This is a genomic window from Streptomyces sp. DG1A-41 (assembly GCF_037055355.1).
GTDB lineage: Bacteria > Actinomycetota > Actinomycetes > Streptomycetales > Streptomycetaceae > Streptomyces.
This window is the reverse complement of sequence record NZ_CP146350.1, coordinates 3331092-3343648: the sequence shown is the minus strand read 5'-3', so window position 1 is coordinate 3343648 and position 12557 is coordinate 3331092. Positions and strand designations below refer to the sequence as shown.

General features: G+C 71.0%; 11 protein-coding genes, 2 tRNA genes and 1 pseudogene. 5 read left to right on the top strand and 9 right to left on the bottom strand.

The features are described 5' to 3' along the window. Positions 1-177 precede the first annotated feature (177 nt). The gene (locus V8690_RS15490) at positions 178-891 is read right to left on the bottom strand and encodes a FadR/GntR family transcriptional regulator (RefSeq protein ID WP_338779317.1); all 714 of its coding nucleotides are present in this window, start codon (positions 889-891) and stop codon (positions 178-180) included. A gap of 121 nt (positions 892-1012) precedes the next feature. Continuing rightward, positions 1013-1086 (bottom strand) — tRNA-Lys (locus V8690_RS15485). Positions 1087-1285: 199 nt separating this feature from the next. On the opposite strand from V8690_RS15485, the gene V8690_RS15480 reads away from it, so the two are divergent. The 4 genes from V8690_RS15480 (at position 1286) to V8690_RS15465 (ending at position 6378) form a co-directional block, all read left to right on the top strand. Then, positions 1286-2644 (top strand): peptidoglycan-binding protein, encoded by a 1359-nt coding sequence (locus V8690_RS15480; protein WP_338779316.1) that lies wholly within the window; start codon positions 1286-1288, stop codon positions 2642-2644. A gap of 130 nt (positions 2645-2774) precedes the next feature. After that, positions 2775-3857, top strand: coding sequence for an SPFH domain-containing protein (locus V8690_RS15475; RefSeq protein ID WP_338785364.1), 1083 nt, complete (start codon positions 2775-2777; stop codon positions 3855-3857). A gap of 101 nt (positions 3858-3958) precedes the next feature. Then, positions 3959-4564, top strand: coding sequence for a lytic polysaccharide monooxygenase (locus V8690_RS15470; protein WP_338779314.1), 606 nt, complete (start codon positions 3959-3961; stop codon positions 4562-4564). Positions 4565-4713: 149 nt separating this feature from the next. Next, the gene (locus V8690_RS15465) at positions 4714-6378 is read left to right on the top strand and encodes a long-chain-fatty-acid--CoA ligase (protein WP_338779312.1); all 1665 of its coding nucleotides are present in this window, start codon (positions 4714-4716) and stop codon (positions 6376-6378) included. Here V8690_RS15465 and V8690_RS15460 read toward each other — a convergent pair. From V8690_RS15460 to ehuB, 6 genes are all read right to left on the bottom strand, one after another. After that, positions 6344-6417: transfer RNA gene (locus tag V8690_RS15460), tRNA-Lys, on the bottom strand. The two genes, V8690_RS15465 and V8690_RS15460, sit on opposite strands and share 35 nt — an antisense overlap. 128 nt (positions 6418-6545) lie before the next feature. Continuing rightward, the gene (locus V8690_RS15455; protein WP_338779311.1) at positions 6546-7307 is read right to left on the bottom strand and encodes an IclR family transcriptional regulator C-terminal domain-containing protein; all 762 of its coding nucleotides are present in this window, start codon (positions 7305-7307) and stop codon (positions 6546-6548) included. 197 nt (positions 7308-7504) lie between these two features. After that, a complete protein-coding gene (ehuA, locus tag V8690_RS15450; RefSeq protein ID WP_338779309.1) occupies positions 7505-8290 on the bottom strand; it encodes an ectoine/hydroxyectoine ABC transporter ATP-binding protein EhuA in 786 nt (261 codons plus the stop codon). Then, the gene (gene ehuD, locus V8690_RS15445; protein WP_338779307.1) at positions 8280-8930 is read right to left on the bottom strand and encodes an ectoine/hydroxyectoine ABC transporter permease subunit EhuD; all 651 of its coding nucleotides are present in this window, start codon (positions 8928-8930) and stop codon (positions 8280-8282) included. Before ehuD ends, ehuA begins: the two co-directional genes overlap by 11 nt. Then, positions 8927-9628: an ectoine/hydroxyectoine ABC transporter permease subunit EhuC gene (gene ehuC / locus V8690_RS15440; RefSeq protein ID WP_338779306.1), complete on the bottom strand. Its 702-nt coding sequence runs from the start codon at positions 9626-9628 to the stop codon at positions 8927-8929. The genes ehuD and ehuC overlap by 4 nt, the downstream gene beginning before the upstream one ends. Continuing rightward, positions 9625-10554 (bottom strand): ectoine/hydroxyectoine ABC transporter substrate-binding protein EhuB, encoded by a 930-nt coding sequence (gene ehuB, locus V8690_RS15435; RefSeq protein ID WP_338779304.1) that lies wholly within the window; start codon positions 10552-10554, stop codon positions 9625-9627. Before ehuB ends, ehuC begins: the two co-directional genes overlap by 4 nt. Positions 10555-10661: 107 nt before the next feature. Between ehuB and V8690_RS15430 the strand changes: the two genes are divergently transcribed. Further along, positions 10662-11156 carry a DUF3830 family protein gene (locus V8690_RS15430; RefSeq protein ID WP_338785363.1) on the top strand — a complete coding sequence of 165 codons (495 nt, stop codon included), beginning with the start codon at positions 10662-10664 and terminating at the stop codon, positions 11154-11156. A gap of 24 nt (positions 11157-11180) precedes the next feature. Here the strand turns inward: V8690_RS15430 and V8690_RS15425 are convergent. Continuing rightward, positions 11181-12545 (bottom strand): annotated as a pseudogene (locus tag V8690_RS15425) (amidase); the annotation flags it as partial. Positions 12546-12557: the final 12 nt, after the last annotated feature.

Below are 12557 nucleotides of genomic sequence, written 5' to 3'. Positions count from 1 at the left end.
TTGCATGGTGCCCCCCACGGCATCGCTTCATGAACGAGGGCCCCTACCCCCGTCCGGTCGGCAACCGGTTCTTTTGCCCCCCAACTGCTGCGTATGCGCAGCATCTTGAAAAACCAGAAAACCAGAGTTCTACGGCGTTCATCATGATCGCAAGGTGCGAAACGCGGTGTTTACCGGTCATACGCGTTCATTGTGGCGGGTGTGGGGACCCTGTGGAGCCGTTGTGGACAGGCGGGCGCGGATGTTCCCGAAGTGCTCTCTTATGGCCTCCTCCGCCCGCATCGAGTCGCCGGACCGGACCGCGTCGAGGATCTCCCGGTGCTGCCGGCAGGTCACCTTCGGGTCCTGCGGCACGCCCCCGAGGTCCGTGCGGACCCGGTGGAAGGCGTCCCAGAACGCCTCCAGGACCTCGCTCAGCAGCACGTTGTCCAGCCCCCGGTAGAGGGTGGCGTGAAAGGCCCGGTCGGTCTCGGCGAGACCGGCTCCGCGCGCGGCCTGTTCCTCCATACGGTCGACGAGCCCGTCCAGTTCAACGAGGTCCGCTTCCGGTATCCGCCCCGCGAGCCGGGAGACCAGCCCGGTCTCCACCGCCTCCCGCAGTTCCAGCAGCTGGAGCAGGGAGTCCTCGCCCCGGTAGTGCCCGGCGACCGTGCGGAAGGCGAGGCCCTCGATCATCGGGGCCAGGGACATCGGGCCGACGTAGGTACCGAAGCCGTGCCGGATCTCCACGATGCCCATCGCCTGGAGCGCCTTCAGCGCCTCCCGCACCGAGTTCCGGCTCGCGCCGAGGTACTCCATCAGCTCGGGCTCGGTCGGCAGCGGGGCCCCGGAGGCCAGCCGGCGGTCGATGATGAGCTTCTTGATCCGCTCTTGGAGGTCACGCGCTGCCATGGCGAGAGGGTATCCGGCCATTCACGCGGTGGGCCGGGTTCCGGCCAGAGAGAGGGGTCGGCCCTCGCGCCCCAGGAGATACAAGAAGGCCCCCCGCTTCCGCGAGGGGCCTTCCGGTCGGTGCGCCGCCAGGGACTCGAACCCCGGACCCGCTGATTAAGAGTCAGCTGCTCTAACCAACTGAGCTAGCGGCGCGCGCTGACGGCGTAACTCTACAGGACGCCCGGAGGTGCTCCCGACCACCCGTCCGGGCCCGGGAGGGCTCCCGTGCGGCGCGGTGTACATCATTCGGACCGTCAGCATGCGCGTGCGGAAGACAGTTGAGAAACTGACGGCGCGCGCCCGGACGGATACAGGCGCGGCCTTTTTCCGCCGGAAGTGTGAGGGGAATCGCATGGAGTCTCCGGTATTCGAGGAATTCGACCCCGCGAGCGACTGCGACTGCCCCGGCTGCGTCCACTGGCGCCGCGTCCTGCCGCATTCCCAGTCCGGCCGCGCCACCGCCCACCCGGCCGCACACCGTGCCCTCGCCCTTGCCGCCGTGGCCTCGACGGCGCTCGGCGCGGGCCACGCCGTACCGGCCGCAGCCGCCTCGCACGCACCCCACCGATCCGGCGTTTCCGCAGGTGACGAGCCTGACACCCCTCAGGGAGGCCCTGACACCCCCCAGGGCGGCAAGGCCCCGCTGCACGGCCCCGGCGGCCGTCCCGCGAAGCCCTCGGTCACCCCCAAGCCCACCGCCATCACCCGTACGGAGATCATCAACCGGGCCAAGACCTGGGTCGCCGCGAAGGTGCCGTACAGCATGAACGACTACTGGTCCGACGGTTACCGGCAGGACTGCTCGGGCTATGTCTCGATGGCCTGGAAGCTGCCCGGAAACGAAGGGACGGGCAGGCTCCCCCAATACAGCGAGCGGATTTCCAAGGAGGAACTCCAGCCGGGCGACATTCTGCTGTTCCACAATCCGGCCGACCGCGACAGCGGCTCGCACGTCGTCATTTTCGGCGGCTGGACGGACTCCACGCACAGCTACTACATCGCCTACGAGCAGACCCGCCCGCACACCCGCCGGCACTCCACCCCGTACGCCTACTGGAGCGACTCCGATCAGTACGTCCCCTACCGGTACAAGGGCGTCACCCCGGAGGAGCCGGGGAAGGAACCGGGGACCGTGCCGGGCAAGGAACCGGCCGCCGGGGAACCGGGCGCACCGGCCGCCACGCCCTACCCGGGGGCGGCGTATTTCGGCCCCGGCGCGCACAACAAGTACGTCACGCTGCTCGGCCGCATGCTCGTCGCGCGCGGGGCCGGTGGCTCCTACGCCTCGGGCCCGGGACCGCGCTGGACGGACGCGGACCGGCGGGCGACCCAGGCCTTCCAGCTGGCCCAGGGCTGGACGGGCGCCGACGCGGACGGCCTGCCCGGCCCGCGCACCTGGGAGCTGCTGGTCACGGGGAAGGGCAAGGACGTGAAGGCCGGGGCGGAGGGGCCGCCGCCCTCCTCCCACGGGGTTGCCGGCTACCCGGGGCGGGCGATGTTCCGGCCCGGCGCCAGCAACACCTACGTCACCCAGCTGGGGAGGCAGCTGGTGCGCAAGGGGTTCGGCGGGTTCTACAAGGTCGGGCCGGGGCCGCGCTGGGGCGAGGCGGACCGGCGCGCCGTCGAGGCCTTCCAGCGCACCCAGGGCTGGCGGGGCGGCGCGGCGGACGGCTACCCCGGGCCGGAGACCTGGCGGCGGCTCTTCTCGTAGCAGCTCTCCCCGGAGGGGGCCCGGACCCCGGCATCGGGGATCACCGTTGTGACGCATCTGGCGCGGAGGCTGGAGGCACCCATGAGTACGACCACTTCCCACACGTCCGAGCCCGACGGGCCGGCGCGGTCTGGCCGACGGACCGGCCAGACCCGCCCGGCTCATCCAGAACGAGGCCACCATCGAGATCCCCGTCCACCTGTTGTTCCGCGGCGACCCCGACCCGGCGACGGTGCCGCTCAAGCCGGCGGTCGTCGGCCGCAGTCAGGGCACGGGGGAGCAGCCGCGCCGGAGACGCCCGGCGGCCGTGGCGCCGCGCCCGGTGCCGCAGGTCGACCCCGACCTGGCGGAGCGGCCCGCGCGGGTGCTGCCCGGGGCGGCGGGTGTGCTGGCCGGGGTGTGCGGGGCGGCCGGGTGTGCGGCCACCTCCTGGTGGGCCGGGCTGCTCCCGCCGCTCGTGCTGGAGGCGCTGCGGCTGCCCGCGCACGCCGGGGCCGGGCTCGGTCCCGCGCAGTGGGCGGCGTACGCGGGAGCCGGGGCGCTCGGGCTGTTCGGGTTCGGCGGGCTGGCCCGGGGCCGGACCGGGCGGGCCTGGGTGCTGGATCTGTTCGGCCGCTACCGGGGGACCGTCCGGCGTTCCGGTCTGCTGTGGGTCAATCCGCTGCTGCTGCGCCGCCGGGTGGACGTGCGGCTGCGGCACTGGCGCAGCGAGCCGGTGCCGGCCGCCGACGGAGGCGGGGTCGCGCTGCGGGTGGTCGTCCTGGTGGTGTGGCGGGTACGGGACACCGCTCGGGCGACGCTGGGCGTCGAGGACCACGAGGCGTATCTGCGCGAGTGCGTCGAGGCGGCGCTGGCCCGCGTGCCGGTGGAGCTGCCCGGCGGGACCAGGGGCTCCACGGACGCGGCGGCCGAGGCGCTGACCGGGCTGGTGGCGGCGGACGCGGCGCCGGTCGGCCTGGAGGTGTTCTCGGTGCAGCCGCTCCGGGCGGAGTACGCCCCCGAGGTCGCCGCCGCGATGCACCGCCGCCGCATCGCCGCGCTGGACGCCCAGCACCGGGCGAGCGTGCTCACCTCGGTCGTGGACTCGGTGGAGGACACGGTGACCCGGCTGACCATGCGGGGGCTGGTCGAACTCGACGACTACGAGCGGAAGGTGCTGGTGAAGGACCTGACGGTGGCGTTCTGCGCGGGCCGGGGAGAAACAGCTCCGTGATGGGGATGGACATGTTCGACCAACGCCCATACGCTCAAGCTTGGTCTAGACCTAACTGCACAGCTCACTGAACCTCCCCCACGTTCTCCAGGAGCGGCAGCATGCGCACAAGGACCAAGTTGTCCGCAGCCGCGGTGGGACTGGCCACGACCGGAGCCCTCGTCCTCTCCTCCGGCGGCGCCAGCGGCCACGGCTACACCGACCTCCCCATCAGTCGGCAGAAGCTCTGCCAGAACGGCACCGTAACCAACTGCGGCCCGATCCAGTGGGAACCGCAGAGCGTCGAGGGCCCGAAGGGCTTCCCGGCCTCCGGTCCGGCCGACGGGCAGATATGCAACGCCGGCCTCGGTCACTTCAGCCGGCTCAGCGCACCGCGGACACCGTCCGGCGGGGCCTGGCCCACCACGAAGGTGACGGGTGGCCAGACCTACACGTTCCGCTGGCAGTTCACGGCCATGCACGCCACGACCGACTTCACGTACTACATCACCAAGCCGGGCTGGAACCAGAACCACAACCTGGCCCGGTCCGACCTCAACCTCACACCGTTCTTCACGGTGCCGTACAACGGCCAGCGGCCCCCGTCCACGCTCTCCCACAGCGGCAGGCTGCCGTCCGGGCTGAGCGGCCATCACGTCATCCTCGCGGTCTGGACGATCGCCGACACGGGCAACGCGTTCTACGCCTGCTCGGACGTGACGTTCTGAGGTTCTCCTACGGGCTGCGCGGCGGTGTTTCTGGGCGTGGTCATCGTCTTCTGCCTGGTGTTCATGGTCGTCGCCCATCTCGTGTGCACCGTGGTGTGACGCCACGGCGGCCCTCCACATCTGACGGTGCATCAGCTATTTTGCGGCCCATGGAGTCCACAGGACGTACGGTCGCGGAGCTCGTACGGGACCGGTGGGGCGACCACCGGCCGGGGCTGTGGTGCGGGGAGCAGGTACTGACCCACCACGAGGTGGCGGCCGGAGCCGCGGCGCGGGCGGCACTGCTCGCCGACCTGTTGCCGCCGGGCGCCGAACCCCACATCGGGGTACTGCTGGACAACACCCCCGAGTTCCCCCTGTGGCTGGGTGCGGCGGCCCTGGCCGGGGCAGCCGTCGCCGGTGTCAATCCCACCCGCCGGGGCGCCGAGCTCGCCCGCGACATCCTGCACACCGAGTGCCAGGTCCTCGTCACCGAGCGGACCCACCTGCCGTTGCTCAGGGGCCTGGACCTGGCCGGCGTGGGCCTGCTGGTGACGGACGCGGAGGAGTACGCCGACCTCCTCGCCCCCTACGCGGACGCACGCCCGGACGCCTCCCGCGCCACCCCGCACGACCGCTTCCTCCTCTACTTCACCTCCGGCTCGACCGGCGCCCCCAAGGCGGCGCTCTGCTCCCAGGGCCGCCTGGCAGCCGCCGGACGCTCCCTGGCCGGCCAGTTCTCCCTGGGTCCCGAGGGCGTGCACTACCTCTGCATGCCGATGTTCCACGGCAACGCGGTGATCGCCGGCTGGGCGCCGGCACTCGTCGCCGGGGCGGGTGTGGCACTGCGCCGGCGCTTCTCGGCGTCCCGCTTCCTGCCGGACGTACGCCGATACGGGGCGACGTACTTCACCTACGTCGGCCGGGCGATCCAGTACGTCCTGGCCACCGAGCCCCGCCCCGACGACCGTGACAACCCTCTGCGCCTGGGCTTCGGCACGGAGGCCGGTGCGGTGGACGCGGCGGCCTTCGAGCGGCGGTTCGGGGCGCGGCTGGTGGAGGGATACGGCTCGTCGGAGGGCGGGGCGGCGGTGCAGTGGTCGCCGGGGACACCGCCGGGGGCGGTCGGCCGGGCGGCTCCGGGGCTCGTCGTCCTCGACCCGGAGAGCCGCGAGGAGTGTCCGCCGGCCCGCTTCGACGCGGCGGGACGGCTGCTCAACGGGGACGAGGCGATCGGCGAACTGGTCAACCAGGGGCCCAGCCCCTTCGAGGGGTACTGGCGCAATCCGGCGGCGGAGGCGGAGCGGCGCCAGGACGGCTGGTACTGGACGGGCGACCTCTTCTACCGGGACGCCGACGGCTACCTCTACTTCGCCGGCCGCACCGACGACCGCCTCCGCGTCGACGGCGAGAACCTGGCCGCCGCGATGATCGAGAACCTCCTCGCCCGGTACGAGGGGGCCGCCGCCGTCGCGGTGTACGCGGTGCCGGACCCGGTGACCGGGGACCAGGTGATGGCGACGATCGCCGGGACCTTCGACCCGGAGGCGTTCGCGAGGTTCCTGCTCGCCCAGCCCGATCTGGGGACGAAGATGGCGCCCCGGTTCGTGCGGGTGGTGGGGCGGATGCCGGTGACGGCCACGAACAAGATCCGTCGGGCGGCTTTACGGAAGGAGGGCTTCCGGTGCGCCGATCCGGTGTGGTGGCGGCCACCGGGGGAGTGCGCGTACCGCCTGCTGACCAGGGAGGATCTCGAACACGCCGAAGGGCCTCCCGCTCCCACGAGAGGCCCTTCACCGGTGCGCCGCCAGGGACTCGAACCCCGGACCCGCTGATTAAGAGTCAGCTGCTCTAACCAACTGAGCTAGCGGCGCATGACTCTCGCCGACCGCGTATCCGCATCGCGCATTCTCGCGGCGGGCGACGCAGAAAATAATACCTGGCCCCGGGGGGTGCTTCCGACCACGTCCGGAGGGGTGCTTCGGACCACCCGGAGCGGACCCTAGATCGCCATGGACAGCAGGACCGGTGCCGCGTTGCGGTTGAGGGCGTCCGCGGCCTGGCGCAGGCGGTGGGCTTGCTCGACCGGAAGGGACAGGGCCAGGCAGCCGACGGAGGAGCCGGCCGTGACGGGGACGGCCGCGCAGACCGTGCCGACCGCGTACTCCTGGAGGTCCAGGACGGGCACGGTGGGTGGCTGGGACTCCAGCCGGGAGAGCAGCAGCCGGTCGCTGGTGATGGTGCGCGAGGTGAGGCGGGCCATCTTGTGCCGGGCGAGGTGGTCGCGGCGGCCGGCGTGGTCGAGCTGGGTGAGCAGGCTCTTGCCGATCGCGGTGGCGTGGGCCGAGGAGCGGAAGTCGACCCACTCGTTGACCTTGGGTGTGGCCGGGCTGTCGGCGTACTGGGTGACGCTGATCTCGCCGTCGACGTACCGGCTCATGTAGACGGCGGCGCCGACGGAGTCGCGCAGCCGGTCGAGGGTGTGCTGGAGCTTGTCGCGCAGGGCCTGCTCGCGGTGCTGGGCGGAGCCGAGGCGGGCCAGCGTCTCGCCCGTGACGTACGCGCCGCCGGTGATCTGCTCGACGTAGCCCTCGCGGCGCAGCATGCGCAGCAGCGCGGTCAGCCGCTCGGGTCCGATGCCGGTGTGCCGGGCGAGCTCGGCGTCGGTGACTCCGGTGGAACTCCGCGCCACCGTCTCCAGGACGCGCAGGGCTTCCTGGGCCGAGTGGTACGGGGTGGTCGGCGGCTCGTGCTTCAGCGCCACGGTGGTCTCCCCCTGCGCTTGCTGTTGGGCCGAGTGTCCGGGCAGCGAATCCCCTCCACGATAACCGGCAAAGGGGTCGAGGAGGGCGGGGGTTGACAGGATTCCCGGGCCCCCGACTGGGGCATTTCCCCTCTGGCATATGCCAGAAGCATGCCCCAGTCGTCGGGTCCTGTGTTCTGCCCGGTCACACCGAGCAGTCAGAGCACTGCGCTGAGGAACTCACGCGTGCGGTCCTGCTCCGGCTCGCTGAAGATCTTCTCCGGCGGGCCCGACTCGATGACCCGGCCCGAGTCGAACATCAGTACCTGGTCGGAGATGTCCCGGGCGAAGTTCATCTCGTGGGTCACGCAGAGCATCGTGATGTCCGTGGAACGGGCGATGTCCCGCAGCACGTCGAGGACGCCCGCGACCAGCTCCGGGTCGAGCGCGGAGGTCACCTCGTCCAGGAGCAGTACCTGCGGCCGCATCGCCAGCGCCCTGGCGATCGCCACCCGCTGCTGCTGCCCGCCGGACAGCTGCGCCGGGTGCTTGTCGAGGTGGTCGGTCAGCCCGACCAGCTCCAGCAGCTCGCGCGCCCGCTCCTCGGCGGCGTCCTTGGACATGCCGAGGACGGTGACCGGGGCCTCGGTGATGTTGCGCAGGACCGTCATGTTCGGGAACAGGTTGAACTGCTGGAACACCATCCCGATCTTCTTGCGGACCTCGCGCACCTGCTTCTCGGGCGCCGGGAACAGCTGGTCCCCGTCCACGGTGATCGTGCCCTCGTCGGGCTTGAGCAGCGTCATGAGCAGGCGGAGGATCGTGGTCTTGCCGGAGCCGGAGGGGCCGATCAGCGTGACGTGCTTGCCGGCGTCCACGGAGAAGTCCAGGTGGTCCAGGACCGTGTGGTCGCCGAACCGCTTGGTGACCTGCTCCAGCCGGATCAGCTCGCCGGTGCTCCTGGCGGGGTTCTTCTCGGGGTTGGGGAGAGTGTCAGTGGGCAAGGCGTCGCTCCAGGGCTCGCAGGAGAAGGGAGGCCAGATAGGAAATGACGATGAAGGCCACGCCGATCACCGTCAGCGGCTCGGTGAACTGGAAGTGCTCCTGCGAGAACAGGCGCGCGTGGCCGAGCATCTCGAGCACGGAGATGGCCATCAGCATCGGCGTGTCCTTGAGCATCGCGATGACGTAGTTGCCGAGCGCGGGGACGACCCGGCGCACCGCCTGCGGCAGGATCACCGCGGTCCACGTCCGGCGCAGCGGCAGGTTCAGCGCCGTCGCCGCCTCCCACTGGCCGGCCGGCACGGCCTCGATACCGGCGCGGTAGACCTGCATCGTGTACGTCGAGTAGTGCAGTCCGATCGCGAAGACGCCCGTGGCGAGCGCCGAGAAGGTCAGGCCCCACTCGGGCAGCACGTAGTAGAGGAAGAACAACTGCACCAGCAGCGGTGTGTTGCGGACGAACTCCGTGACGGCGCCGACCGGCCAGGTCACCCAGCGCGTCGGCAGCCGCATCAGCAGCGCCCACACCAGGCCCAGCACGAACGAGATCAGCGAACCGATCACCAGGATCTGAAGGGTGACCAGCAGGCCCTTCCAGAAGTCCGGCATGAAGTCGGAGACCGCGCTCCAGTTCCAGTTCATCGGACCGCCTCCACCACGACCGGCTCAGGCGCCCGGGTCTTGATGTCGGGCTTCTTCCCGACACCCGCCTTGAGCCTCTTCTCCAGCCCGCGCATGACCCGGGTGAGCAGGAAGGCGATCACGAAGTAGATGAGCAGGACGTACGTGTAGATCTCCGCGCTCTCCTGGAGCGCCAGACGCACCAGGTTGCCGCTGAACGCCAGGTCGCCCATGCCCATGATCGACACCAGGGCGGTGCCCTTGAGCAGCTCGATGAGCAGGTTGGAGAACGGCGGGATCATCTCCGGCACCGCCTGCGGCAGCAGGATCAGCCGCATCCGCTGCCAGGGCGAGAAGCTGAGCGCGATCCCGCCCTCCCGCTGCGCCGGGTCGACCGCGTTCAGCGCGCCGCGCACGATCTCGGAGCCGTACGCCCCATAGGTCAGGCCGAGCGCGAGCGTGCCCGCCCACAGCGGCACCAGCTGCCAGCCGAAGGCCGGGGGCAGGACGAAGAACACCCAGAAGATCATCACCAGGGCCGAGGTCCCGCGGAACACCTCGGTGTAGAAGCCCGCCAGGAAGCGGACGATCCACAGCCGGTGGGTGCGCGCGACGCCGACCACGAAGGACACCGCAGCCGCCAGCAGCGCACTGCACACGAGCAACTGGACCGTGACCCAGACGCCCTTCAGTACGAGTTCCCAGAGTCCCGAGGTCATCCGCCGCAGAGCTCCTTCGCGGTCAGATCCGTCATCTCCGCCTTGGTGAAACCGAAGGGCTTGAGGATGCGGAAGAGTTCGCCGCTCTTCTTGAGCTTGTGCAGCTCGGCGTTGAAGGCGTCCCGCAGCTTGGTCTCGGTCGGCCGGAACGCGAAGGCGCCGCCGTCGACGTGCGGCTTTCCGTCCACGAGCGGCGCGAACGGCTCGGTCGCCTCCGCCTTGCGGGACTTCTTCACGACCTCGCGGGTGGTGAGCGCCGTACCGGCGAACACGTCCACGCGGCCCGCCTCCACGGCGTTCAGTCCCGCCACCTGGTCCGGGACGATGAGGATGTCGCTCTCCTTGTACCCCGCCTCGACGGCGTACTGGATCTCGGCGTATCCGGTCCCGGTGGCGAACTTCGCCTTCTTCTCGACGACGTCCTTGTAGCTGCGCAGCCCCTTGGGGTTGCCCTTGCGCACGATGAACGAGTCGAGCATCTGGTAGTCGGGGTCGGAGAAGATGACCTGCTCGCAGCGCTCGGGGTTGACGTACATCCCGGCGGCCACGACATCGAACTGCTGGGAGTTCAGGCCGGGGATGAGCGAGCCGAACTCGGTCGGTACGGGCTGCACCCGGTCGACGCCGAGACGCTTGAAGATCACCTTGGCCAGTTCCGGGGCTTCACCGGTCAGTTCGCCGTTCTTGTCGATGAAGCCGAACGGGATCTCACCGGCGATGCCGAGACGGACGACGCCCGCGGCCCGGAGCCGGTCGAGCAGGTCGCCGCCCTCGGTGCTCGACGCCGTGGCCACACGACTGCATCCGGCGGCGCCCAGCGCGCCGAGCGCCGCGACCCCCGCGAGCAGCGACCGGCGTGTGGGCCCGGATGCGGCCTGGGATATGGGTTCCGGACTTCTGAGTGGGCTTCTCTGTGGTGGAGCCATGGGCGCGCGGCTACCCGACCGCATGCGAGTTATGCCGATCTTTTCAAGCCCCGCACGTCTTCCCATGCGCCCTTGACCGCGGGGGCGGCGGGCACTCCCATGGAGGCATGGCTGATCGTTATATCGAAGTCTCGCTGGTCAAGCGCGACGTGACGTGCCGGGCCAGGCTCCTGGACGACCGCGCGCCGCTCACCTGCGCGGCCGTCTGGGACGCCCTTCCGCTGGCCGGCGACGTCTACCACGCGAAGTACGCACGCAATGAGATCTACGCCCTTTTCCCGCCATTCGCCGAAACCGAACCACCCCTGGAAAACCCGACAGTCACCCCCATTCCGGGTGATCTGTGCTATTTCGCCTTCGCGGGTACGGAGTTGGGGACCAAGGCCTACGGCTACGACCGTGAGGTCCGCGCCGGGACCACGCTCGTCGATCTGGCCCTGTTCTACGAGCGCAACAACCTGCTGCTGAACGCCGATGTGGGCTGGGTCCCCGGCATCGTGTGGGGCCAGATCGTCGAGGGCCTGGACGCCATGGCCGAGGCGTGCAACGACCTGTGGAGGTCGGGAGCGGCGGGGGAGACGCTCAGCTTCCGGAGGGCCTGAGCCGCCGGCGGACGCCACGCCGGCCTCGTACAGCGCGTGGGCCGCCCGCAGCACCAGATCGTCCCGGTGCCGGGCGGCCACGAGCTGAAGACCGATCGGCAGGCCGTCCCCGTCGGCGCCGACCGGCACGCTCGCCGCGGGCTGCTGCGTCATGTTGAACGGGTAGGTGAACGGCGTCCAGCCCGTCCACCGCCGATGGCCGGATCCCTTCGGTACCTCGACGCCCGCCTCGAACGCCGTGATCGGCAGGGTCGGCGTGACGAGCAGGTCGTACGTGTCGTGGAAGACGCCCATCCGGCGCCCCAGGTCCATCCGGACGTCCACCGCGGCCAGATAGTCCAGCGCCGAGTAGCGGGCGCCCTGTGTGCAGATCTCGCGCAGGCCCGGGTCCAGCAGCTCCCGCTGCCGCGGCCCCAGGTGCTGGGTCACCCGGGCCGCCCCGCTGAACCACAGGGTGTGGAAGGCCTCCACCGGTTCGGTGAGGTCCGGGTCGGTCTCCGTGACGTAGGCGCCCAGGTCCGCCAGCCGCTCCACGGCGTGCCGCACCGCCGTCGCGACCTCCGGGCGCACCGCCACCTGCCCGCCCAGCGTCGGCGAGTACGCCACGCGCAACCCGTGCACTCCGCCCGTCAGGCCGTCCGCGTACGCACCGGGCGACGGGGCGAGCGCCGACCAGTCACGCGAGTCCGGATGGCCGATCACGTCCATCAGCAGCGCCGCGTCCGCCGCGTCCCGGGTCATCGGCCCGACGTGCGCCAGCGTGCCGAACGCGCTCGCCGGGTAGAGCGGCACCCGCCCGTACGTCGGCTTCAGCGCGAAGATCCCGCAGAACGACGCCGGGATACGGACACTGCCGCCGCCGTCCGTGCCCAGCGACAGCGGACCCGCGCCGAGCGCCACGGCCGCCGCGCTGCCCCCGCTCGACCCGCCGGCGGTGCGCGACGGGTCGTACGGGTTGCGCGTCACCCCGCTCAGCGGCGAGTCCGTCACGCCCTTCCAGCCGTACTCGGGGGTCGTCGTCTTGCCGATGAAGACCGCCCCGTGCTCCCGCAGCCGGGCCACGGACGGGGCGTCCTCGTCCCAGCGGCCCGCCGGATCCACGGTCTTGGACCCGCGCAGGGTCGGCGCGCCGCGCAGCAGCAGGATGTCCTTGACGGTGACCGGCACCCCGTCCAGCAGCCCCCGCGGCTCACCGCGCCGCCATCGCTCCTCCGACTCCCGGGCCCGGGCCAGCGCGTCCTCGGCGGTCAGCCGGACGAAGGCGTTCACCTCCGGCTGGATCGCCTCGGCCCGCTCCAGTGCCGCTCGGGTCGCCTCCACAGGGCTCCACTCGCCCTTGCGGTAGCCCTCGAGGAGCCGTACGGCGGTCAGCTCGGTGAGCTCGGTCATGCACCCTCCAAG